The sequence below is a fragment of the Pseudomonas sp. MPC6 genome, from assembly GCF_006094435.1.
Classification (GTDB): domain Bacteria; phylum Pseudomonadota; class Gammaproteobacteria; order Pseudomonadales; family Pseudomonadaceae; genus Aquipseudomonas.
In genome coordinates, this window is the sequence record NZ_CP034783.1 from 3,875,188 (window position 1) to 3,897,888 (window position 22,701).

A 22,701-nucleotide genomic window follows, 5' to 3' on the forward strand; every position below is an offset into this window, starting at 1 on the left:
CGGTCATGAGGCGAGCGTTGACATGAGTAATAACCTGATCGAAATCCGTGGCCTCAGCGTGGCCTTCAGCGGCCAGACCGTGGTGCGCAACCTGTGCCTGGACATCCGCCCCGGCGAGTGCCTGGCCCTGGTGGGCGAGTCGGGCTGCGGCAAGTCGGTGACCGCGCACTCGATCCTGCAACTGCTCCCCGAGACCGGCACCGACACCTCGGGCAGCATCCGCTATCGCGGCAAGGAACTGCTCGGCGCTTCCTCCACGGTACTGCGCGAGTTGCGCGGCAACCGGATCGCGATGATCTTCCAGGAACCGATGTCGTCCCTCAACCCGCTGCACAGCGTCGAGAAACAGATCGGTGAAACCCTGCTGTTGCACAAGGGGCTGACCGGCAAGGCGGCGCAGGCGCGGATTCTCGAGTTGTTGCAACTGGTGGGCATCCAGAAACCCAAGGAACGGCTCAAGGCTTATCCCCATCAATTGTCCGGCGGCCAGCGCCAACGGGTGATGATTGCCATGGCCCTGGCCTGCGAGCCGGAGTTGCTGATCGCCGACGAACCCACCACCGCGCTGGACGTGACGGTGCAGCGCAAGATCCTGCTGCTGCTCAAATCCCTGCAGAAGCGGCTCGGCATGTCGCTGCTGTTGATCAGTCACGACCTCAACCTGGTGCGCAGCATCGCCCAGCGCGTCTGTGTGATGAAGTCCGGCGAAATCGTCGAGCAAGCGCCCTGCGAGACGCTGTTCACCGAACCGAAACATCCCTACAGCTGCGTGCTGCTCAACGCCGAACCGGAAGGGGAAGCCCTGCCCCGGGACGAGCGCGAGAACGTGTTGGAGGTGGCCGACCTGTGCGTGCGCTTCGCCCTCGGCGGCGGACTGTTCCAACGCAAGACGTATTTGCACGCGGTGGACGGCATCAGCCTGAATGTCCAGCGCGGCAAGACTTTGGGCATCGTCGGTGAATCCGGTTCCGGCAAGTCGACCCTGGGCCAGGCGATCCTGCGCCTGCTCGATTCCGACGGCAGCATTCGCTTCCAGGGTGAAGCACTGGACGGCTTGTCGCAAAAACAGTTGCGGCCGTGGCGCAAGAAAATGCAGGTGGTGTTCCAGGACCCCTTCGGCAGCCTCAGCCCGCGGATGTCGGTGGCGCAGATCATCAGTGAAGGTCTTGAAGTGCATAGCCGATTGACCGCGGACGAATGCAAGGCCGAGGTGATTCGGGCGCTGGAAGAAGTCGGCCTCGACCCGCAAAGCCGCGATCGTTACCCCCACGAATTCTCCGGCGGGCAACGCCAGCGCATCGCCATCGCTCGCGCGCTGGTGTTGAAACCGGCGCTGATCCTGCTGGACGAACCGACCTCGGCGCTGGATCGCACCGTGCAAAAACAAGTGGTCGCCCTGCTCCGTCAGCTTCAGGAAAAGCACGGGCTGACGTACCTGTTCATCAGTCACGACCTGGCGGTCGTGCGCGCCCTGGCCCACGACATGATCGTGATCAAGGACGGCAAAGTGGTGGAAAGCGGTGCCAGCCACGACGTGTTCGATTCGCCGCAGCACCCCTATACCAAAGAGCTGTTGGCGGCGGCGCAGTTGGGGTGGGCATAATTCGGTGCCTGGCACAGGACCGCGTCGCGGCCATCGCGGGCAAGCCTCGCTCCTACAGATCGATGCATGACCTGTAGGAGCGAGGCTTGCCCGCGAAGGGACCCGCACAGGCAATAATTTATCAGGATCAGCACCCATGAACACCACCGAAAGCCTCAAGGACTACCAACAGGTCCGCCTGTTGGCAATCCGTTCATTGTTCGAAATCATCGAGCAGTCGAGTGAAGGCACGGTGATCGTCGATCGCGATGCCAATATCGTCTGGATGAACGAGCGCTACGCCAAGCGCTTTGGCCTGGAGTCGGCGCAAGTGGCCATCGGCAAAGCCTGCGAAAGCGTGATCCCCGGCAGCCTGCTGCGTGAGGTGGTGCGCAGCGGCCGGCCGATTCTGCTCGACATGCAAGACACCCCCAAGGAACCGCTGGTGGTGATGCGCCTGCCGATTCACGACGATACGGGCGTAGTGATCGGCGCCATCGGCTTTGCCCTGTTCGACGAATTGCGCAGCCTGTCGCCGATGCTCAAGCGCTACATGAGCATGCAGGAAGAGCTTGCTTCCACGCGCTCGCTGCTGCGGGCGCGGCAGACCAAATACAACTTTGCCCACTTCATCGGCACCAGCGCCGCCAGCCTGGAAGTCAAACGTCGCGCCCGGCGCAGTGCCAGCGCCGATTCGCCGGTGCTGCTACTGGGTGAAACCGGCACCGGCAAGGAATTGCTGGCCCAGGCGATTCACGGTGCTTCGCCCCGCGCGCACAAAGCCTTCGTCAGCATCAACAGCGCGGCGATTCCAGAGTCGCTGCTGGAGGCCGAATTCTTCGGCACCGCGCCAGGCGCGTTTACCGGTGCCGACCGCAAGGGCCGCGCGGGCAAATTGCAGATCGCCCAGGGCGGCACGCTGTTCCTCGATGAAATCGGCGACATGCCGCTGCCCCTGCAAAGCAAGTTGCTGCGGGTGCTGCAGGAAAAGGAATTCGAGCCGGTGGGCTCCAACGAAGTGATCCAGAGCGATGTGCGGGTGATTGCCGCCACGTCGACTGATCTTGAAGCGGCGATCAGGCGCGGCGAGTTCCGGGCCGATTTGTATTATCGTCTCAATGTGTTGCCGATTCAGGTCCCGCCCTTGCGCCATCGCCTTGACGATCTCCCGGCGCTCAGCGAAGCGATCCTGGAAGAACTGCGCAGTCAGCATGAACTGAACCGCGAGGCGCTTGAATTATTGGGTCAACATGCCTGGCCGGGAAACATTCGCGAACTGCGCAATGTGCTGGAGCGGGCGGCCTTGCTCAGTGATGACCTGATGCTGAATGTCATGGATATCCGTGCGGCGATCGGTACGCTGATGCCGGTGGAGCGTGTCGCGCCCTCGAACATCGAGGCGGTTGCCCAGGAGACATTCAGCGAGGCGCGGGCGCGGTTTGACCGGCAGTTGATTGAATCGGCCCTGGCGCAATGCGGCGGCAAGGTGATTGAAGCGGCGACTCGGCTGGGGTTGAGGCGGTCGACGCTGTACAAGAAGATGGTGGCGTTGGGGATTGCAGAGTCTCCATAAAGAGACACTTGTCTCTGTTTATAGACACAATCTGGGAGCGCTGCGCGTTCTTCGCCAGCAAGCCGGCTCCTACAGAAAATCGCATGCACACCAGACACCCTGTGTAGGAGCTGGCTTGCCAGCGAAGAGGCCCTCAACTTCAAAATAATTCTCAAAACAGAGACAAAAAACTCATCAACACCACCAAAACAAATAAATATCCTTATATTTCAATATGTTGCGTTCATGGCACGAATCTCGCTATAGCCCTCCCCCACATAGATACACCCTAAAAAAAATAACAATCCAGGAGACACACCATGAGTGTGATCATTGCCTTGGCAGCCCTCGCGCTGCTGATGCTCGCGGCCTACCGTGGCTACAGCGTTATCCTCTTCGCCCCGATTGCCGCCCTCGGCGCTGTCCTGCTCACCGACCCTTCCGCCGTCGCCCCAGCCTTCACCGGGGTGTTCATGGAAAAAATGGTCGGCTTCATCAAACTGTACTTCCCGGTATTCCTGCTGGGCGCAGTGTTCGGCAAGCTGATCGAACTGTCGGGATTCTCGCGCTCCATCGTTGCCGCAGCGATTCGTCTGCTCGGCACTCGCCAGGCGATGCTGGTGATCGTGCTGGTCTGCGCGTTGCTCACCTACGGCGGCGTGTCGCTGTTTGTGGTGGTGTTTGCGGTCTATCCGTTTGCCGCCGAGATGTTCCGCCAAAGCAATATCCCCAAGCGCCTGATCCCGGCGACTATCGCCCTCGGCGCGTTCTCGTTCACCATGGACGCCCTGCCCGGCACCCCGCAGATCCAGAACATCATTCCCAGCACCTTCTTCAACACCACCGCCTGGGCCGCGCCCTGGCTGGGCCTGATCGGCTCGATCTTCGTGGTCTGCGCCGGCATGCTGTTTCTGCAGCGCCAGCGCAACAAGGCTCAGCTGTCCGGTGAAGGTTATGGCACCGAACTGCGCAACGAGCCGGAAACCGCTGCCGACATCAAGCTGCCAAACCCATGGATCGCCCTGTCGCCGCTGCTGGCGGTCGGTATCATGAACCTGTTGTTTACCCAGTGGATTCCGCAGTGGTACGGCAAGACCCACAGCCTCGCGCTGCCGGGCATGGCGGCGCCGGTGACCACCGAAATCGCCAAGCTCACCGCGATCTGGGCGGTCCAGGCCGCCTTGCTGGTCGGCATCATCATGGTGTTGGTGTTCGGTTTCCAGGCGATTCGCGGCAAGTTGGCCGAAGGCAGTCGCAGTGCGGTCGGCGGTTCGTTGCTGGCGGCGATGAACACCGCGTCGGAGTACGGCTTCGGTGCGGTGATCGCCTCCTTGCCGGGCTTCCTGGTTCTCGCCGACTGGCTCAAGAGCATTCCCAACCCGCTGGTCAATGAAGCGATCACCGTGACCCTGCTGGCCGGCATCACCGGCTCGGCGTCTGGCGGCATGAGCATTGCCCTGGCGGCCATGGCCAATGACTTCATCGCGGCGGCCCATGCGGCCGACATTCCCCTGGAAGTGCTGCACCGGGTCGCTGCGATGGCCAGCGGCGGCATGGACACCTTGCCGCACAATGGCGCGGTGATTACTTTGCTCGCAGTGACCGGCCTGACCCACCGCGAAGCTTACAAAGACATTTTCTGTATTACGCTGATCAAGACCCTGGCGGTCTTTGTAGTGATCGGTACTTTCTACGCCACTGGCATTGTGTGAGGTATTCATGACAACTCTTTCGGGCAAGACTGCACTGGTCACCGGTTCCACCAGCGGCATTGGCCTGGGCATCGCCCTGAGCCTGGCCAAGGCCGGCGCCAATTTGATCCTCAACGGCTTCGGCGATGCTTCCAAGGTCATCGCAGAAGTAGCGCAATTCGGAGGCAAGGTCGGTCATCATCCGGCGGACGTGAGCGACCCGGCACAGATTGCCGAGATGATTGCCTACGCCGAGCGCGAATTCGGCGGTGTGGACATTCTGGTCAACAACGCCGGCATCCAGCACGTGGCGCCGGTGGAGGATTTTCCGTTGGAGCGCTGGGATTCGATCATTGCGATCAACCTGTCGTCGGTGTTCCACGGCACCCGCTTGAGCCTGCCGGGCATGCGCGCCAAGGGCTGGGGGCGGATCATCAACATCGCCTCGGTGCACGGTCAGGTCGGCTCGGTGGGCAAGGCGGCGTATGTGGCGGCCAAGCATGGGGTGATCGGTTTGACCAAGGTGGTCGGCCTGGAAACGGCCCGGACGAATGTGACGTGCAACGCCATCTGCCCCGGCTGGGTGTTGACGCCGCTGGTGCAGAAACAGATCGACGCCCGCATCGCGACCGGGATCGAGCCGCAACAGGCACAGCATGATTTGCTGGCCGAGAAGCAGCCGTCCGGCGAGTTCGTGACACCGCCGCAGCTGGGTGAACTGGTGCTGTTCCTGTGCAGCGAAGCCGGTAGCCAGGTCAGGGGCGCGGCGTGGAATATCGATGGTGGGTGGTTGGCGCAGTAACCAGCCGTTAGACCGCGTTATCGTTCTTCGCGGGCAAGCCACGCTCCCACAGGGGGATCGCATTTTTATGTGGGATCGTGGCTTGCCGGCGAAGGGGATCTGAAGATAGAAAAAGAGGCAAACCATGTCCGACATCCTCTGGCAACCCGGCGCCGAGCGCATCGGCAAGACCCGCATGGACGCCTTCCGGCGTTTCATCAATCAACGCCATAACCTCGACGTCGCCGACTACCCCGCCCTGCATCAGTGGTCCATCGAGCAGCGGGTCGACTTCTGGCAGGCCATCGTCGATTTCTTCGACATCCGCTTTCACGAGCAACCCGACGCCGTACTGGTCGAAGGCGCGCAAATGCCCAGCGCCCAGTGGTTTCCCGGCGCCACCCTGAACTTCGCCGAACACCTGCTAAGGCGCCGCGACGATGCCGTGGCGGTGGTCGCCATCGGTGAACACGGTCAGCGTGAACAGTTGACCTGGGCCGAACTGGCGGAACACGTGGCCGGTTTCCAGAACGGTTTGATCGCCTGTGGGGTCGGCCTCGGCGACCGCGTGGCCGCGTGCATGCCGAACACCTGGCAAACTCTGGTGGCCATGCTCGCCACCACCAGCCTCGGGGCGATCTGGTCCTGTTCGTCGCCGGACTTCGGCACCCAGGGGGTGGTGGATCGCTTCGGCCAGATCGAGCCGAAAGTGCTGGTCACCTGCGCCGGCTACCGCTACGCCGGCAAGGAGATCGACCAGACGGCCAAGGTCAACGAAGTACTCGCGCAACTGCCGTCCCTGCAGCAGCTGGTCGTCGTCCCTTACGCACGGCCACAGGCGCGCATCGAACATTTCCATACCCAGGCCAACGTCACGCTCTGGGATGATTTCTACGCGCCTGGCGGCGAGCCGGATTTCGTGCCAGTGCCCTTCGCTCATCCGCTGTATATCCTGTATTCCAGCGGCACCACCGGCATTCCCAAATGCATCATCCACAGCACCGGCGGCGTATTGCTGCAACACGTCAAGGAACATGGGCTGCATTGCGACCTGGGTCCCGGCGACCGGTTGTTCTACTACACCACCTGCGGCTGGATGATGTGGAACTGGCTGGTCTCGGCCCTGGCCGTGGACAGCGCCGTGGTGCTGTATGACGGTTCACCCTTTCATCCCGGGCCCGAACGCCTGGTCGATCTGATCGACGACGAACGCATCAGCGTGTTCGGCACCAGCCCCAAGTACCTGGCCACCCTGGAAAGCAACGGCGTTAAGCCGCGGCACAGCCATGACCTGGGCAGCCTGAAAACCCTGCTGTGCACCGGTTCCGCGCTGTCGCCCCAGAGCTACGACTACGTTTACCGCGACTTCAAGCGCGACCTGTGCCTGGCGTCGATGTCCGGTGGCACCGACATTGTCTCGTGCTTTGTCAACGGCAATCCGCTGCTGCCGGTCCGCCGGGGGGAAATCCAGGGCAAGAGCCTGGGCATGGCCGTCGAGGTCTGGAACGATGCCGGTAATCCCGTCGTTGGCGAAAAAGGCGAACTGGTCTGTACCCGACACTTCCCGGCAATGCCCATCGGCTTGTGGAATGACCCCACCGGGGAAAAGCTGCGCGCGTCGTACTTCAGTCTGTTCCCCGGGGTCTGGGCCCAGGGCGATTACGCCGAACAACTGGCGCACGGCGCGATGCTGATCCACGGGCGCTCGGACGCGGTGCTCAATCCGGGCGGCGTGCGCATTGGCACGGCGGAAATCTACCGTCAGGTGGAGAAAGTCCCCCAAGTGCTCGACAGCGTGGCCATCGGCCAACAGTGGCAGGACGATGTGCGGGTGGTGCTGTTTGTGCGTTTGCGCGACGACCTCGAGCTGGACGATGCCCTGCAACAGCAGATCCGCCAGGTCATCCGCGCCAACACCACGCCACGGCATGTGCCGGCGAAGATCGTGGCGGTGACGGACATTCCCCGCACCATCAGTGGCAAGGTGGTCGAGCTGGCCGTGCGCAATGTGGTGCATGGGCAACCGGTGAAAAACACCGATGCCCTGGCCAATCCCGAGGCGCTCGAACAGTTCCGCAACCGCCCCGAACTCAAGGATTGAAACCCGTCCCTGTAGGAGCTGGCTTGCCAGCGAAAGCGGCCTCACGATGGGTGCAAGACTCGAGGGCCCCTTCGCCGGCAAGCCGGCTCCTACGGGTTATGCGTCAGTCCCTGTAGGAGCTGGCTTGCCAGCGAAAGCGGCCTCACGATGGGTGCAAGACTCGAGGGCCCCTTCGCCGGCAAGCCGGCTCCTACGGGTTATGCGTCAGTCCCTGTAGGAGCTGGCTTGCCAGCGAAAGCGGCCTCACGATGGGTGCAAGACTCGAGGGCCCCTTCGCCGGCAAGCCGGCTCCTACGGGTTATGCGTCAGTCCCTGTAGGAGCTGGCTTGCCAGCGAAAGCGGCCTCACGATGGGTGCAAGACTCGAGGGCCCCTTCGCCGGCAAGCCGGCTCCTACGGGTTATGCGTCAGTCCCTGTAGGAGCTGGCTTGCCAGCGAAAGCGGCCTCACGATGGGTGCAAGACTCGAGGGCCCCTTCGCCGGCAAGCCGGCTCCTACGGGTTATGCGTCAGTCCCTGTAGGAGCTGGCTTGCCAGCGAAAGCGGCCTCACGATGGGTGCAAGACTCGAGGGCCCCTTCGCCGGCAAGCCGGCTCCTACGGGTTATGCGTCAGTCCCTGTAGGAGCTGGCTTGCCAGCGAAAGCGGCCTCACGATGGGTGCAAGACTCGAGGGCCCCTTCGCCGGCAAGCCGGCTCCTACGGGTTATGCGTCAGTCCCTGTAGGAGCTGGCTTGCCAGCGAAAGCGGCCTCACGATGGGTGCAAGACTCGAGGGCCCCTTCGCCGGCAAGCCGGCTCCTACGGGTTATGCGTCAGTCCCTGTAGGAGCTGGCTTGCCAGCGAAAGCGGCCTCACGATGGGTGCAAGACTCGAGGGCCCCTTCGCCGGCAAGCCGGCTCCTACGGGTTATGCGTCAGTCCCTGTAGGAGCTGGCTTGCCAGCGAAAGCGGCCTCACGATGGGTGCAAGACTCGAGGGCCCCTTCGCCGGCAAGCCGGCTCCTACGGGTTATGCGTCAGTCCCTGTAGGAGCTGGCTTGCCAGCGAAAGCGGCCTCACGATGGGTGCAAGACTCGAGGGCCCCTTCGCCGGCAAGCCGGCTCCTACGGGTTATGCGTCAGTCCATGAGTCCCCATTCACCGGGTGCGGCATGGGTTCCCGGTGACGCTTCAGCATGCAACTTCAAGCGCAACCGCAAGTTGTTCACCGAATCCGCATGCTTGAGCGCCTCTTCCTCATTGATCGCCCCCTCGACGACCAAGGCATACAGCGCACCGTCGAACGTCTGCATCCCCGCCTCCTGCGACTTTTCCATGATCCCCTTGAGCTCGGAAAACTCGTTGCGCCGGATCAGATCGCCGATCGTCGGCGAGCCCAGCATCACCTCCACCGCGGCCCGGCGGTGACCGTCGCGCGAAGGTACCAAGCGCTGGGAAACGAAGGCCTTGAGGTTATTCCCCAGGTCATTGAGCAGTTGCGCGCGGCGTTCTTCGGGGAAAAAATTGATGATTCGGTCCAGTGCCTGATTGGCGTTATGCGCATGCAGCGTCGAGATCACCAGATGGCCAGTATCGGCAAACGCCAGCGCATGCTCCATGGTTTCGCGGTCGCGGATTTCGCCGATCAGCACCACGTCCGGCGCCTGGCGCAGGGTATTTTTCAGCGCGGCATGAAAACTGCGGGTATCGACGCCGACCTCGCGCTGGTTGATGATCGACTTCTTGTGCCGATGGATGTACTCGACCGGATCTTCGATGGTGATGATATGGCCGCTGCTGTGGCGGTTGCGGTAGTCGATCAGTGCCGCCAGCGAGGTTGACTTGCCCGAGCCGGTGGCACCGACGAAGAGCATCAGGCCTTGCTTGAGCATGACCGCATCGAGCAACACCGCGGGCAACTTGAGGTCTTCGAAGCGCGGAATGTCGAGTTTGACGTTGCGCGCCACGATCGACACATCGTTGCGTTGCTTGAAAATATTGACCCGAAAGCGCCCGACACCCGCCAACGAGATTGCCAGGTTCATCTCCAGTTCCCGGTCGAACTCCAGGCGCTGTTCGGCGTCCATGATGGACGCGGCAATAGCGGCGATTTCCCCGGGTTTGAACGGCTGATCGGCCAGGGGTTTGAGCACGCCATCGAACCGCGCGCTGGGTGGCGCGCCCGTGGACAGGTATAAATCGGAACCGTCCTGGCTGGCCAGGACTTTCAACAATGCAGCGATTTCCATGGCAAAAAGCACCCGCGAAGCATTCAATGAATAAAAATGACCCAAAACGGGACATCCAGCGTCTACCGCTGTGCAAGGATAGTAGACGCCGCCACACCGACTTAGTGCAGGACAATTTGATGAACGCATCACCGACCGGCAGCGATGCCCAGGCCTTGATTGCCAGGCTGGACTGGACATGCACTCCGCTGGGCCCCGCCATCACCTGGCCGCAGAGCTTGCGCACCGCCGTGGACATCGTGATTCATTCGCCGATGCCCATGCTGTTGCTGTGGGGGCCGCAACTCACGCAGATCTACAACGATGGGTTCGCCCTGCTGGCCGGCAGCAAGCATCCACACGCTTTCGGACAACCCACACACCAGATCTGGCCAGAACTCAAAGACTTTACCGACCCGATTTACAGAGCCGTCCTACAAGGACAAGTGCGGACCTACAGCGAACAGCGCTTCACCTTGCAGCGCGATGGCGATGATTCCGATTTCTGGCTGGACCTGACCTACAGCCCCATTCGCGATGAGAGCGCCCAGGTTGCCGGGATCCTGGTCACCGCCATCGAAACCAACGAGCGCCGCCGCATCGCCCTCGAGCTGGAACAGCGCTCGGCAGCCAGTCTCAAGGCCCAGCATGAAACCGAGGAGCGCCTGCAACTGGCCCTGGCCGCCACCGATGCCGTCGGCACCTGGGACTGGGACATCAGCGAAGACCGTTTCATTGCCGACACCCATTTTGCCCAGCTGCATGGCGTCGACCCATTGCTCGCCAGCCAGTTGCCCATCAGTGACTACCTGCATGCCGTGCACCCGGAAGACCGCGCCATGGTCACCCGCGGCATCAAGTACTCCATTACCCACGGCACCGAATACGCCGAGGAATATCGCCTGCTGCAGCCCGACGGTCAGTTGCGCTGGGTGTTTGCCCGGGGTCGTTGCTACAAGGACCACCATGGCCGGCCCATCCGCTTCCTCGGTGCCGCCCTGGACCTGACCGAACGCAAACTCACCGAGCAGGCGTTGCGCCAGAGCCAGACCGAGTTGCAACTGATCATCAACGCCATGCCGATCCTGATCAGTTACGTCGACAGCGAGGAGCGTTTTCGCCTGAACAACGCCGCTTATCTGGACTGGTACGGCCTGACGCCCCAGGAACTCTATGGGCGCACGATTCGCGAGGTGCTGGGCGAAGCAGCCTACACCCTGCGCGCCGGATACATCGCCGAAGCCCTGTCGGGTAAAGCCTGCTGCTTCAGCATCAGCGCCGCGCACCGTGATGGCAGCACCCGCCAGGCGTTGATGAATTACCTGCCGCGCCACGGACCGGATGGCGCGGTGAATGGCTTCTACATCTTCGTGATCGACGAAACCGAACGCAAACAGACCGAAGAAGCCCTGCGCAATCTCAACGAAACCCTCGAAGAACGCGTCAGCGCCCGCACCCGGCAACTGGCCGAAGCCAATGAAAAACTGCTCAACGAGATGTTCGAACGCGAACGCGCCGAAGAAGCATTGCGCCATGCGCAGAAGATGGAAGCGGTCGGCCAGCTCACCGGCGGCATCGCCCATGACTTCAATAACATGCTCACCGGGATCATCGGCAGCCTCGACCTGATGCAGCGTTACATCGCCGAGGGGCGCACTGCGGAAATCGGCCGTTTCACCGAGGCGGCGGTGTCCTCGGCCCACCGCGCCGCCGCGCTGACCCATCGGCTGCTGGCGTTCTCCCGACGCCAGTCACTGGATCGCAAACCGCTCAACGCCAATGAGCTGATCCATTCCCTGGAAGACCTGCTCAGCCGCACCAAAGGCGACCATATCGAGCTCAAACTGCAACTGGCCGAGGACATCTGGCCGGTCAGTACCGACGTCAGTCAATTGGAAAACGCCCTGCTCAACCTGGTGATCAACGCCCGGGACGCGATGCCCGATGGCGGTCAATTGCTGATCGAAACCGCTAACGTCTATCTCGACGGCAGTGACATCACCACCCTGGAGCCGGTCAAGGCCGGGGATTACCTGATGATCGCCGTCAGCGACAACGGGACCGGCATGACGCCGTCGGTGCTGGCCAAGGCCTTCGATCCGTTTTTCACCACCAAGCCCATCGGCCAGGGCACCGGTCTCGGGTTGTCGATGATCTACGGTTTCGCCCAGCAATCGGGCGGCCACGTCAGCCTGTTCAGCCTGCCGGGCCAGGGCACCAGTGTTCGCCTGTACTTGCCGCGGCTGTACGTCGCAGTGCCGGACCCTGCCGTATCACCAATCGCCAGCGAGGCACCGGCGGCGATCGCCGGTGAAACCGTGATGCTGGTGGAAGACGATCCGGCGGTACGCATGCTGGTGCTCGACCTGCTCAACGAGCTGGGCTATCACGCCCATGAAGCCGAAGACGCGAAGGCCGCCCTGCCGTTGCTCGAATCCGACCTGCGGGTCGATCTGCTGGTGACCGATGTCGGGCTACCGGGCATGAATGGCCGGCAACTGGCGGAAATCGCCCGCCAGCACCGGCCCGACCTCAAAGTGCTGTTCATGACCGGTTATGCGGAGAAAGCCGCCGAACGCCAGGGTTTCCTCGAAGAAGGCATGGACATGGTGGCCAAGCCCTTTTCCATCGACCTGCTGGCCAACAAGATTCGCACGATGATCGGTCAACCCGAGTGAGTTGAGGCATAATCGCGCCCCCCCAGGCTGGCACCAACATAGCCACCTACATAGCCACCAACAGCCACCACCGTTGCAAGGTACCTGTCCCAATGAAAGCTCAAGCCCGCCATATTCTGGTGAAAACCTCGGAAGAAGCCGAGCAGCTCAAACAACGCATCGCCAAGGGTGAAGCCTTCGATGTGCTGGCCAAGAAGTACTCCACCTGCCCGTCCGGCAAGCGCGGCGGCGACCTGGGCGAGGTGCGGCCCGGGCAGATGGTTGGCGTGATCGACGCGGTGATCTTCAAAAAACCGCTGCGGGTGGTGCATGGGCCGATCAAGAGCAAGTTTGGCTATCACCTGGTGCAGGTGTTTTATCGGGATTGAGCGGTTGGCTTGAGGGCCCCTTCGCGGGCAAGCCCGCTCCCACAAGGTTTTTGGTGTGGCTACATCACCATTCCCTGTAGGAGCTGGCTTGCCAGCGAACCGACTGCGCAGCAGGCGGCCATCCTCCACTTATCTTGGAATCAACGCCCCCGGCACCTGAATCACCCGACCCGCCAACCGATGCCCGGCCTCGGCCGCCTCGACCGGACTGCCACCCTTCAACCGACTGGCCAAATACGCCGCACTGAATGAATCCCCCGCCGCCGTAGTATCCACTACCCGCTCGACCACCTGCGCCGGCACTTCAAACGACTCGCCATCACAGCGAATCAAACACGCCTCGGCACCGCGCTTGAGCACCACTTCCGGCGTGCCGACCTGCGCGTAGGCGGCAAACACCGCCGCGCAATCGGCAAAACCAAACAACGCCTGCTCATCATCGACCGTGAGCAACGCCAGGTCGACATATGGCAGCACGCTGCGATAGGCCGCGCGCGCCTCCTCGATCGAGACCCACAAGCGTGGCCGGTAGTTGTTGTCGAACACGATCCGCGCATCGCGCTGCCGGGCCTCGATCAGGGTTTCCAGCAACTTCTCCCGCCCCAGCGCACCGAGTACCGCCAAGGTGATGCCGCTGAAATACAGCACGTCGTAATCCGGCAGCGCCGCCAGGATCGGCGCGGCGGCCGGGGTGGTGAAGCAGTCGCGAACGGCCGCCTCATTGCGCCAGTACAGAAATCGTCGCTCGCCGGCAGCATCGGTCTGGATGCAATACAGGCCGGGCAAGCGCCCGGGCAAACGCTGGACCATGCCCAGGCCAATGCGTTCGGCGGCCCAGCTCTGGCACATGGCATCGCTGAAGCTGTCGTCGCCCAGGGCCGTGACGTAATCCACCGTACCGCCCTCGCCCAGGGTCCGGGACAGGTAGACCGCCGTGTTCAAGGTATCGCCGCCGAAGCTCTGCTGCAGGCTGCCATCTGCGCGTTGCTGCAACTCGATCATGCATTCGCCGATCAGGGCGATGCGCGGGGTGTGGGGGCCGAGGGTGTTGATGGTGCTCATGTTGTGGGGTCTCTGGTGTCTCTATGTTGTCTGGTAGGCCGCCATCGCGGTCCCAAGCCTTAGAAACAGGTTTCCATGGTCTCGATGACATTCAGTTGCTCATCCACCAGGCACCCGATACGCCACTTGTCGAACGTCAGGCACGGATGGGAAGTCCCAAAGGAAATGATATCCCCCACTCGCAACTCGACCCCCGGCGCCACCGTCATGAAGGCATGTTGGTCCATGACCGCCGTCACCTTGCAGGCGCTGACATCTTCACCCGTCGCCGGCACCGCACCCGCCTTGTAGCGCAGCAACGGCACCGGCAGGCCGGCGTCATAGGCCACGTCGCGCTTGCCCAGGGCGATCACCGCAAACCCCGGCTCCGGCAACGACTGCACATGCGCCCAGACTTCCAGCGCCGGGCGCAGGCCTTCGTGCAGGTCGCTGCGACGGTCGAGTACGCAGCACTGCGCTTCTTTATAGATGCCGTGGTCGTGAGCCACATAGCTGCCGGGACGCAGCACGCTGAGGAAACGTCCACCGGCGTTCTGGGCTTCGAAGGATTCGGCGATCAAGTCGTACCAGGCCGAACCCGAGGCGGTGATGATCGGCTTGGCGACGGCGAAGGCGCCGCTGTCCTGCAGCTGCACCGCCAGGCGTACCAGAGAGGCGGCGAACTCGCGGATGCCAGTCACTGCATGATCACCGTGGATCACCCCTTCGTAACCCTCGATCCCGGTCAGCGCCAGGGCCGGCTGCGCGGCAATGGCCGTGGCCAGCGCGAGGACTTCCCCTTCGCTGCGGCAACCACAACGACCACCGACCACCCCGTACTCGATCATCACATTCAGGCGCACGCCGCGGGAGGCGAAATACGCGCCCAGATCAGCGACGTTGTCCGGGTGATCGACCATGCAATAAAAATCGAACGCCGGGTCTGCCAGCAGATCGGCGATCAGCGCCATGTTCGGCGTGCCGACCAGCTGGTTGGCCATCAACACCCGATGCACCCCATGGGCGTAAGCCGCACGGGTCTGGGTGGCGCTGGCCAGGGTAATGCCCCAGGCACCGGCGTCGAGTTGGCGGCGGAACAGCGCCGGCGTCATGCTGGTTTTACCGTGGGGCGCCAGTTCCGCGCCGCTGTTGCTGACAAATGCCTGCATCCAGCGAATGTTGTGTTCCAGCGCCTCGCGATGCAGCACCAGCGCCGGCAGGCTGACGTCGCGCACCAGGTTGGCACCCGTGTGGGCGAAGCCCTTTTCCACGGCGGCAGTATGTTTGGCAGAATACATGGTCGAACTCCTCACATTCGCGGCCGCGAGCAGCCACGGTTATTCGTTGATGCGACGGGCCAGGCTGTTGGCGCTGTCGATCAGCACCCGGCGATAGTCGTTGTAGTTGTTCCTGGCATCGGCCCGGGGGGCGACGATGCACAGGGTCGCGATGGCCACGCCGCCGGGGTCTTTGACCGGAGCGGCGAAGCAATGGGTAAAGGTGTCGGCGACGCTGTCGAAGGAGAAGAATCCATCGATGCCGGCCTGGCGGATTTCCTTGAGAAACTGTTCCAGCGGCAAGCGCTCGCCGTTGGGCAGGACGAAGTCGTCAGGGTCGATCAGGTCGACGATGGCCTGATCGCTCAGGTGCGCCAGCAGCAGGCGCCCGGAAGCGGTCCAGGGGATCGGCGCGTTTTCGCCGATGTCCGAGGAAATGCGGAAATGCCGCTCGCCCTCCTTCATCAGCGCCACCGTGTATTTGCGCCCGTTGAGCAGGCACATCTGCGCGGTTTCACGGGTCTGGCTGACGATCTCCTGCAAGGCGTGATCGGCCTCGCGGGTCAGGTCGAAATGCCGCAAATGCGCCTGCCCGAGGAAGTACAGCTGACGCCCGAGGTAGACGTGCCCGTCCTTGCCCACGGGCTCGAGAATGCGCCGCTCGAGCAGCGATGCGACCAGTTCGTAGACCGTGGATTTCGGACTGCCGATGCCACTGGCGATTTCATTCGGGCGCAGGGGCTGGCCGATCTCCTTGAGGAAATCGAGGATATCGAACGCCCGGTCCAGACCGCGCGCCCGGCGCTTGATGGTGTCTTCGGTCATGTCTTCAGGTTCCCATTCAATGTGGCCGGGAGTTTAACCAGAGTGCAGCGGCGACCGTGAGGCCGTCTTCGCGGATCTCAGGCCTTTTTCTTGTAGGCGATGCAGTCGATCTCGACCTTGCAATCCACCATCATGCTCGCCTGCACACAGGCACGAGCCGGGGCGTGTTCCGGTTTGAAGTATTCAGAGAAGACCTTGTTGAAACTCGTGAAATCCCGCGGATCCTCAAGCCACACGCCTGCACGCACCACATCTTCCAAGCCATAACCGGCTTCTTCGAGAATCGCGATCAGGTTCTTCATGGTCTGGTGCGTCTGCTCGACGATGCCGCCAGTAATGACCTCGCCGTCCACCGCAGGCACCTGCCCGGAAACGTGCAGCCAGCCATCGGCTTCAACGGCGCGGGCGAAAGGGCGAGGCTGACCGCCAGCGGCGGTGCTACCGGTGCCGTAACGAGTAATGCTCATGGGTGTTTCTCCTGATTGAAAATGAGTGTTTAAAACCGCGTGTTCTTGAGAAATTCCGCCAGTCGCGGCGATTGCGGGCGCTCGAACAGTTCCTTGGGCGGCCCCTGCTCTTCGATCCGCCCCTGATTCATGAACACGATCTTGTCCGAGACCTCGAAGGCGAAGCGCATTTCGTGGGTCACCAGCAACATGGTCATGCCGTCTTCGGCCAGGCCCTTGATCACGTTCAGCACTTCGCCCACCAGTTCCGGGTCAAGGGCCGAGGTGACTTCGTCGAACAGCATCAGGCTCGGGTTCATCGCAATCGCCCGGGCAATCGCCACGCGCTGTTGCTGGCCGCCGGACAACTGACCGGGGTAGTGGTCACGGCGGTCCAGCAGCCCGACCCGCTCCAGCCATTTTTCCGCCAGGGCCACCGCCTCGTCCTTGTGCAGCTTCTTGACCTTGAGCAACCCGAGGGTGACGTTCTGCAACGCCGTGAGGTGCGGGAACAGGTTGAACTGCTGGAACGCCATGCCGGTCATGGCCCGATGGCGGGCGATGACTTTCTCCGGGTGGCGCACGCGCTTGCCGTTGACCTCGTCATAACCGATGGATGCGCCGTCGAGCAGGATCTGCCCGCCCTGGAACTCTTCGAGCATGTTCACGCAGCGCAGCAGCGTGGTCTTGCCCGAGCCGCTGGAGCCGATCAGTGTCACGACGTTACCGCGCTGCATCGTCAGGTCGACGCCCTTGAGCACTTCGAGTTGGCCGTACTGTTTGTGCAGGCCGCGGATGTCCAGCAGCGCTTGATTCTGTGTCGAAGCTTGAGCTTGTATCATGGCAAGGCCACCCGCTTTTCAATGTGCCGGCCGAGTAATTCGATGGCGTAGTTGATGACGAAAAACAGCAAACCGGCGAACAGGTAAAACTCCAGGGTCATGAACGTCCGGGCAATGATCTGCTGTGTGCTGAGCAGCAACTCGGCCACGCCGATCACCGACAACAGCGTCGAAGCCTTGACGATCTCGGTGGACGAGTTGACCCAGGTCGGCAAGATCTGCCGCAGTGCCTGCGGCAGCAGCACGTAACCGAGGGATTGAAAGAACGTCAGGCCGATGGCTTTGCTCGCTTCCATCTGGCCACCGGGCAGCGCTTGCAAGGCACCGCGCACAATCTCGGCCACGTGCGAGCCGCAAAACAGCGTCAGCCCCAACGCACCCGCCTGGAATGCGCTGATCTGCCAACCCAGCGCCGGCGCCATGTAGAAGCAGGCCAGCACCAGCACAAACACCGGCGTGCCGCGAATGACGTCGACGTAAAACCGAAACGGCGCGCGCATCCAGAACTTGCCGTAGGTCAGCACCAGACCGGCAACGATGCCGACCATCGTGCCCAGCAGAATCGCCAGGGCCGACACCTGCACACTGGTCAGAAAGCCCTGCCACAGCACTTCCCGCGCCACCCACAACTCATGCAACCAACTGGGGGATTCGTACATGGGAGCCTCCTATCGGCGAATCGCCAGACGTTGCTCGAGGTAACGCAGCATCATGGCAATGAGGTAACAGGCCGCCACATAGAGCGCTGTGGTCACCAGCCAGGTCTCGATCACCCGATAGCTCTCGACATTGATCTTGCGCGCGTAATAGGTCAGCTCCGGCACGGCAATCGCCGCCGCCAGCGAGGTGTCCTTGAACAGCGAAATGAAGTTGTTCGACAGTGCCGGCAGCACATTGCGCAACATCACCGGCACCGTGACATAGGCTTTGACCTGCCACTCACCGAGCCCGATCGCCAACCCGGCTTCACGCTGCCCCTTGGGAATGCTCAACAGCCCGCCGCGGAACACTTCGGTCAAGTACGCCCCGGCATACAGCGACAGGGTAATAATGAACGACGGGATCTTGTCCAGGCGAATGCCCAGGCTCGGCAAGGCGAAGTAGATCAACAGAATCAACACCAGGATCGGCGTATTGCGGATCACCGTCACATACACCGACGCCAGCACCCGCAACGCGCGATGCCTGGACAGCAAGGCAAACGCCATCAGCAGGCCGATCACGCAGCCGATGGCAATCGACACCAGCGCCAGCTGCAGGCCCAGGCTGAGCCCCACCAGCAAGGTGTCGAAATCGCGCCAGACGGCGGCAAAGTTCAACTGATAATTCATGGTCAGCAATACCTTGAGCGGGGCGCGCCAAGGCGCCCCACTCTCACGGGATCATTTGAATTCGACGGGGAAACCGATGACCGGAGTGGGCAGATCGACACCGAACCACTGCTTGAACGAGGCCGCGTAGGTCGGGAATTCAACGCCGGTCATGGCCTCGTGCAGGGCGGTGTTGACGAAGTTCAGCCAGTCCTGATCGCCGCGCTTGACCGCGCAGGCGTAGGTTTGCGGGCTCCAGGCGTAGGCCGGGCTGCGATAGCGCCCCTGGTTCTGCACCATCAGGTACTTGACCGACGACTGATCGGTCGCCGCGGCATCGGCACGGCCGGAGTTCACCGCCTGATACATCAGGTCTACGCTGTCGTACTGATCGACCTTGGCCTTGGGCAGCGCCTGGTGCACCAGTTCTTCGGCATACACGTTCTGCAGCACCGCAACGGTCACGCCGTCGCCGGCGGCCTTGAGGTCTTCGATCTCCTTGTACTTGCTGTTGGCGGGTAACAGCAGGCCGACACCTTCGCGGTAGTACGGCAGGGTAAACGCCACTTGCTGCGCCCGGCTGGCGGTCACGGTGATGAACTGGCAACTCATGTCGACCTTGTCGGTCAGCAGGTTGGGGATCCGCGCATCGGACGACTGCACCACGAACTCGACCTTGCTCGGGTCATTGAACAAGCCCTTGGCGACCATCCGCGCAATATCGATATCGAACCCCTGCAGCTTGCCGTCCGCCCCCTGGAAGTGCCACGGGGCATTGGTACTGCCCGTACCGACGATCAACTTCCCGCGGGCCAGCACACTGTCGAGCTTGCTGTCTGCAGCCTGGGCAACCCCCACGGCAGCAGCCGAAGCCGCTAAGAGAAAAACACACGCTTTGAACAAGGAAGGTCGGCGATGCATGGCAAGCACTCCAGGGTGATGTTTATTCCGCTATACCGGAATATGGTATGTAACAACGGAATAGACAGCAGAAAGTGTGCCACAGGTTGTGCGGCCGCTGTTGGGAAGTTTGAAAAGCGTTGGGAATCAGAAGGATGTATTCAAGCGCGAAAAAGGTGTTACGAAACCCACAGGTCGGGAACGCTACCGATGTCTACGCAGGGCGGGTATCAGGGCCACATTTGCTCGAACCTGAGACATTCGTCGCTTGAAAGATCGTATTCGCGAGCAGGCTCGCGTGTCTCCCGGAACCCGGTGAACAAGATGCATTACAGGTCTTCAGTTTTAGGGAAACCTAGCGTTTTTCTGCGTCCTTATAAACTTCTCCGCGCTCACGCTTGCCCACCGCTATCACCGTCACTACCAGTACCTCGTCGACCACGCGGTACACCAGCCGATACCCGGCATTACGGAGCTTGATCTTGTATGCATTCCCCAAACCGTTTAGCCGGTCAGCCGGGACGTGGGGACTTGAGAGTCTCTCCTGCAACTTTTTCTTGAACTGCTCCCTCAACGTTGCGCCAAGCTTTTGCCACTCTTTCCAGGCCTTATCGGAAAACTCCAACTCATAGGTCATCGAGAGAAACCTTGATCGTTGGATCGTTTTCTCGTTCGCGGCAGAGGGCAATCAACTCCAAGTCTTCCAGTCGATCCATCATCGCTTCATATTCTTTGGCTGGGACGCAGTAGAAAGCCGGCTCGTTGCGGTTAAGAATCGCGACGGACAAGCCACCACCGGCGGCGACTGTTCCCATTGGGTTTTTCTTGAGTTCAGAAATGCTGGCGACGACTTGCGAAAGCACGATATGTGTCATGATTTTTTCCCTGGAGTGCTTTTAATGGTGTTCAAAATAGCACTTTAAGTCGAGCCTTGCCTCCACCTTTTTCACGTAGTTGCAGCGGTCAACGGCGTCATATCGTGCATCCTTATGTGTGGAGGGACCTGAATTAGTCTTCGTCTGAAAGATCGCATTCGCGAGCAAGCCCGCTCCCACATTTGACCGCGTTCGCCAGTAAGACTCGGTCATATGTGGGAGCGGGCTTGCTCGCGAAGGGCTTTCACAGGCGGCGCAGATTTACCCGCCGACAGGTGCCAGCAACACCCGTGTCACCCGCCGCTCTTCAATCGCCATCACCGTCAACCGCCAGCCTTGCCATTCATGGCTGTCACCGATCATCGGCAGTCGATCCAGCAGGCTCACCACCAGTCCGGCGAGGGTCTGGTAGTCGTCGGTCGGTTCTGCCGCAAAGCCGGTGTGCTGGCGTACCCGCGCCAGGTTCAACGCACCGCTGACCATATACCCGCCCTGCTCTTCGATCACATCCGGGCCTTCGATTTCGCTGGCATCGGGCAGTTCGCCGGCAATCGATTCGAGAATGTCGGTCATGGTCAGCACGCCGACGAAGTCGCCGAATTCATTGACCACGAAGGCAATGTGGGTCGAGGCCTTGCGCATTTGCTCCAGGGCATTGAGGATCGAGTAGCTGTCCAGCAAGTTGATGGTGTGGCGCGCCAGGTCCTCAAGGCCGGGCTCGTTACCGGCCAGGTATTCCTTGAGCAATTCTTTTTTATGCACGAAACCCAACGGCTCATCCACCGCTCCGTCGCGAATCAGCGGCAGGCGCGAGTAGGACGAATGCATCAGTCGCGTGCGAATGGTCTCGGCATCGTCGGCCAGGTCGATGTGATCGACGTCGGCGCGTACGGTCATCACACTGCGGATCGGCCGCTCGGCCAGTTGCATCACGCCACTGATCATCACTCGTTCACGACGGTCGAACAGCTCGCCGCCGGGCACTTCACCACTGTCCAGCATGTCGGCGATTTCCTCGCCGACTTCCTCTGCCGCCAGCTTGCGGCCACCGAGCAAACGCATCACCGCATGGGCCGTGCGTTCACGCATTGGCCGCAGGCCCTGCAGGGAGCGCTTGCGCCGGGCCCGGGCGATCTGGTTGAAGACTTCGATCAGGATCGAGAAGCCGATGGCCGCGTACAGGTAGCCCTTGGGTATATGGAAACCCAGGCCTTCGGCGGTCAGGGCGAAGCCGATCATCATCAGGAAGCCCAGACAGAGCATGATCACCGTCGGGTGCGCGTTGACGAACCGGGTCAGCGGTTTGCTGGCAACGATCATCAGGCCGATGGAGATGATCACCGCGATCATCATCACCGCCAGTTCATCGACCATGCCCACGGCGGTAATCACCGCGTCAAGAGAGAACACCGCATCGAGGACCACGATCTGCGCCACGATCGGCCAGAACAGGGCGTAAGCCGTGTTGGACGAGCGCTCGCCGACATGGCCTTCGAGGCGTTCATGCAACTCCATGGTGGCCTTGAACAACAGGAACACACCCCCGAACAGCATGATCAGGTCGCGGCCGGAGAAGCTCTTGTCGAACACCTCGAACAGCGGCTGCGTCAGGGTAACCAGCCAGGAAATACTCGCCAGCAGGCCCAGGCGCATCAACAAGGCCAGGGACAGGCCGATGATCCGCGCACGGTCGCGCTGCTCGGGCGGCAGTTTGTCGGCGAGGATGGCGATAAACACCAGGTTGTCGATGCCCAGAACCAGCTCCAGCACGATCAGGGTCAACAAGCCCAGCCAGGCGGTGGGGTCAGCTATCCATTCCATGAAAACGTCTCGATCTCTTCAGTGATTGTCAGAATGCCGGGCACGGCAAGGCGCGGCGTGGAGGCCGTGGGGTTGCACAGGCATGGACGTTCGGGAATCGGAAGACCGGGTGTTTCGTGTGCATCAAGACCGCGCGATAGCGCGAGGAGAAAGGATAACCGGGAGGCTCCAAGAGGGTGTTCATGCAAGTCCTGAAAGGAAAAAGGCTTTGAAGCGTACAGGGGAATGGGACTTTTCCTACAGTCTGAAATCATTACAAAATCTGTAAACCTCTGGATTTTTGTTATTCCGTCGGCCGCCTTCGCGAGCAAGCCCGCTCCCACAGTTGACCGAGTTGTCCGGACGGACGCGGTCCAATGTGGGAGCGGGCTTGCTCGCGAAGCTCTTGCTCTTGCTCTTGCTCTTGCTC

19 protein-coding genes are annotated in these 22,701 nt (G+C 61.6%); 7 read left to right on the forward strand and 12 right to left on the reverse strand.

Translation table 11 applies throughout. The features are described from left to right. Window positions 1-22: 22 nt before the first annotated feature. The 5 genes from ELQ88_RS19920 to ELQ88_RS19940 all read left to right on the forward strand — a co-directional run bounded on the left by ELQ88_RS19920 (window position 23) and on the right by ELQ88_RS19940 (window position 7,707). Window positions 23-1,603 carry an ABC transporter ATP-binding protein gene (locus tag ELQ88_RS19920; RefSeq protein ID WP_138967206.1) on the forward strand — a complete coding sequence of 527 codons (1,581 nt, stop codon included), beginning with the start codon at window positions 23-25 and terminating at the stop codon, window positions 1,601-1,603. A gap of 136 nt (window positions 1,604-1,739) precedes the next feature. Then, entirely contained in the window at window positions 1,740-3,155 is a 1,416-nt protein-coding gene (locus ELQ88_RS19925; RefSeq protein WP_138967208.1) for a sigma 54-interacting transcriptional regulator, read from the forward strand. Between the two features lie 299 nt (window positions 3,156-3,454). Then, window positions 3,455-4,846 carry a GntP family permease gene (locus ELQ88_RS19930; RefSeq protein WP_138967210.1) on the forward strand — a complete coding sequence of 464 codons (1,392 nt, stop codon included), beginning with the start codon at window positions 3,455-3,457 and terminating at the stop codon, window positions 4,844-4,846. A gap of 7 nt (window positions 4,847-4,853) precedes the next feature. Beyond that, a complete protein-coding gene (locus tag ELQ88_RS19935) occupies window positions 4,854-5,627 on the forward strand; it encodes a 3-hydroxybutyrate dehydrogenase (RefSeq protein ID WP_138967212.1) in 774 nt (257 codons plus the stop codon). A 124-nt stretch (window positions 5,628-5,751) separates the two neighbouring features. After that, window positions 5,752-7,707: an acetoacetate--CoA ligase gene (locus ELQ88_RS19940; RefSeq protein WP_138967214.1), complete on the forward strand. Its 1,956-nt coding sequence runs from the start codon at window positions 5,752-5,754 to the stop codon at window positions 7,705-7,707. 1,113 nt (window positions 7,708-8,820) lie between these two features. Here the strand turns inward: ELQ88_RS19940 and ELQ88_RS19945 are convergent. Continuing rightward, window positions 8,821-9,930, reverse strand: coding sequence for a PilT/PilU family type 4a pilus ATPase (locus tag ELQ88_RS19945; RefSeq protein WP_128872711.1), 1,110 nt, complete (start codon window positions 9,928-9,930; stop codon window positions 8,821-8,823). Between the two features lie 119 nt (window positions 9,931-10,049). Here ELQ88_RS19945 and ELQ88_RS19950 point away from each other — a divergent pair, with 119 nt between their 5' ends. Together ELQ88_RS19950 and ELQ88_RS19955 are read left to right on the forward strand one after the other, a co-directional pair. Next, the gene (locus tag ELQ88_RS19950) at window positions 10,050-12,587 is read left to right on the forward strand and encodes a PAS domain-containing protein (RefSeq protein WP_138967216.1); all 2,538 of its coding nucleotides are present in this window, start codon (window positions 10,050-10,052) and stop codon (window positions 12,585-12,587) included. Between the two features lie 92 nt (window positions 12,588-12,679). Continuing rightward, window positions 12,680-12,955, forward strand: a complete 276-nt coding sequence (locus tag ELQ88_RS19955) for a peptidylprolyl isomerase (RefSeq protein ID WP_007898282.1) — start codon at window positions 12,680-12,682, stop codon at window positions 12,953-12,955. A gap of 129 nt (window positions 12,956-13,084) precedes the next feature. On the opposite strand, the gene ELQ88_RS19960 is transcribed toward ELQ88_RS19955, so the two are convergent. The 11 genes from ELQ88_RS19960 to ELQ88_RS20010 all read right to left on the reverse strand — a co-directional run bounded on the left by ELQ88_RS19960 (window position 13,085) and on the right by ELQ88_RS20010 (window position 22,292). Further along, the gene (locus ELQ88_RS19960) at window positions 13,085-14,017 is read right to left on the reverse strand and encodes a sugar kinase (RefSeq protein WP_138967218.1); all 933 of its coding nucleotides are present in this window, start codon (window positions 14,015-14,017) and stop codon (window positions 13,085-13,087) included. Between the two features lie 59 nt (window positions 14,018-14,076). Next, entirely contained in the window at window positions 14,077-15,294 is a 1,218-nt protein-coding gene (locus ELQ88_RS19965) for an amino acid deaminase (protein WP_138967220.1), read from the reverse strand. Window positions 15,295-15,333: 39 nt separating this feature from the next. After that, a complete protein-coding gene (locus ELQ88_RS19970; protein ID WP_138967221.1) occupies window positions 15,334-16,098 on the reverse strand; it encodes an IclR family transcriptional regulator in 765 nt (254 codons plus the stop codon). Between the two features lie 77 nt (window positions 16,099-16,175). Beyond that, window positions 16,176-16,565: a RidA family protein gene (locus ELQ88_RS19975; protein ID WP_138967223.1), complete on the reverse strand. Its 390-nt coding sequence runs from the start codon at window positions 16,563-16,565 to the stop codon at window positions 16,176-16,178. Window positions 16,566-16,594: 29 nt separating this feature from the next. Next, window positions 16,595-17,386 (reverse strand): amino acid ABC transporter ATP-binding protein, encoded by a 792-nt coding sequence (locus ELQ88_RS19980; RefSeq protein WP_128872714.1) that lies wholly within the window; start codon window positions 17,384-17,386, stop codon window positions 16,595-16,597. Continuing rightward, window positions 17,383-18,045 carry an amino acid ABC transporter permease gene (locus ELQ88_RS19985; RefSeq protein ID WP_128872715.1) on the reverse strand — a complete coding sequence of 221 codons (663 nt, stop codon included), beginning with the start codon at window positions 18,043-18,045 and terminating at the stop codon, window positions 17,383-17,385. The genes ELQ88_RS19980 and ELQ88_RS19985 overlap by 4 nt, the downstream gene beginning before the upstream one ends. Window positions 18,046-18,054: 9 nt before the next feature. Continuing rightward, window positions 18,055-18,717 (reverse strand): amino acid ABC transporter permease, encoded by a 663-nt coding sequence (locus ELQ88_RS19990; RefSeq protein ID WP_138967225.1) that lies wholly within the window; start codon window positions 18,715-18,717, stop codon window positions 18,055-18,057. Window positions 18,718-18,768: 51 nt separating this feature from the next. Further along, window positions 18,769-19,617, reverse strand: a complete 849-nt coding sequence (locus ELQ88_RS19995) for a transporter substrate-binding domain-containing protein (protein WP_138967227.1) — start codon at window positions 19,615-19,617, stop codon at window positions 18,769-18,771. Between the two features lie 334 nt (window positions 19,618-19,951). Beyond that, on the reverse strand, window positions 19,952-20,233 hold the full coding sequence (locus ELQ88_RS20000; protein WP_138967229.1) for a type II toxin-antitoxin system RelE/ParE family toxin: 282 nt from the start codon (window positions 20,231-20,233) through the stop codon (window positions 19,952-19,954). Beyond that, window positions 20,223-20,471 (reverse strand): plasmid stabilization protein, encoded by a 249-nt coding sequence (locus ELQ88_RS20005; protein WP_138967231.1) that lies wholly within the window; start codon window positions 20,469-20,471, stop codon window positions 20,223-20,225. The genes ELQ88_RS20000 and ELQ88_RS20005 overlap by 11 nt, the downstream gene beginning before the upstream one ends. Before the next feature lie 261 nt (window positions 20,472-20,732). Beyond that, complete coding sequence (locus ELQ88_RS20010) at window positions 20,733-22,292, reverse strand: TerC family protein (protein ID WP_138967232.1); 1,560 nt, start codon at window positions 22,290-22,292, stop codon at window positions 20,733-20,735. Between the last annotated feature and the right edge of the window lie 409 nt (window positions 22,293-22,701).

Bases quoted from the DNA above. Each gene is read 5' to 3' on its own strand.
- ELQ88_RS19965 (WP_138967220.1), bottom strand. From the start codon at position 15,294: ATGTATTCTGCCAAACATACTGCCGCCGTGGAAAAGGGCTTCGCCCAC.
- ELQ88_RS20010 (WP_138967232.1), bottom strand. From the start codon at position 22,292: ATGGAATGGATAGCTGACCCCACCGCCTGGCTGGGCTTGTTGACCCTG.
- ELQ88_RS19995 (WP_138967227.1), bottom strand. From the start codon at position 19,617: ATGCATCGCCGACCTTCCTTGTTCAAAGCGTGTGTTTTTCTCTTAGCG.
- ELQ88_RS19950 (WP_138967216.1), top strand. From the start codon at position 10,050: ATGAACGCATCACCGACCGGCAGCGATGCCCAGGCCTTGATTGCCAGG.
- ELQ88_RS19955 (WP_007898282.1), top strand. From the start codon at position 12,680: ATGAAAGCTCAAGCCCGCCATATTCTGGTGAAAACCTCGGAAGAAGCC.
- ELQ88_RS19980 (WP_128872714.1), bottom strand. From the start codon at position 17,386: ATGATACAAGCTCAAGCTTCGACACAGAATCAAGCGCTGCTGGACATC.
- ELQ88_RS19960 (WP_138967218.1), bottom strand. From the start codon at position 14,017: ATGAGCACCATCAACACCCTCGGCCCCCACACCCCGCGCATCGCCCTG.
- ELQ88_RS19985 (WP_128872715.1), bottom strand. From the start codon at position 18,045: ATGTACGAATCCCCCAGTTGGTTGCATGAGTTGTGGGTGGCGCGGGAA.
- ELQ88_RS19990 (WP_138967225.1), bottom strand. From the start codon at position 18,717: ATGAATTATCAGTTGAACTTTGCCGCCGTCTGGCGCGATTTCGACACC.
- ELQ88_RS19930 (WP_138967210.1), top strand. From the start codon at position 3,455: ATGAGTGTGATCATTGCCTTGGCAGCCCTCGCGCTGCTGATGCTCGCG.
- ELQ88_RS19975 (WP_138967223.1), bottom strand. From the start codon at position 16,565: ATGAGCATTACTCGTTACGGCACCGGTAGCACCGCCGCTGGCGGTCAG.
- ELQ88_RS19970 (WP_138967221.1), bottom strand. From the start codon at position 16,098: ATGACCGAAGACACCATCAAGCGCCGGGCGCGCGGTCTGGACCGGGCG.
- ELQ88_RS20005 (WP_138967231.1), bottom strand. From the start codon at position 20,471: ATGACACATATCGTGCTTTCGCAAGTCGTCGCCAGCATTTCTGAACTC.
- ELQ88_RS19920 (WP_138967206.1), top strand. From the start codon at position 23: ATGAGTAATAACCTGATCGAAATCCGTGGCCTCAGCGTGGCCTTCAGC.
- ELQ88_RS20000 (WP_138967229.1), bottom strand. From the start codon at position 20,233: ATGACCTATGAGTTGGAGTTTTCCGATAAGGCCTGGAAAGAGTGGCAA.
- ELQ88_RS19935 (WP_138967212.1), top strand. From the start codon at position 4,854: ATGACAACTCTTTCGGGCAAGACTGCACTGGTCACCGGTTCCACCAGC.
- ELQ88_RS19925 (WP_138967208.1), top strand. From the start codon at position 1,740: ATGAACACCACCGAAAGCCTCAAGGACTACCAACAGGTCCGCCTGTTG.
- ELQ88_RS19945 (WP_128872711.1), bottom strand. From the start codon at position 9,930: ATGGAAATCGCTGCATTGTTGAAAGTCCTGGCCAGCCAGGACGGTTCC.
- ELQ88_RS19940 (WP_138967214.1), top strand. From the start codon at position 5,752: ATGTCCGACATCCTCTGGCAACCCGGCGCCGAGCGCATCGGCAAGACC.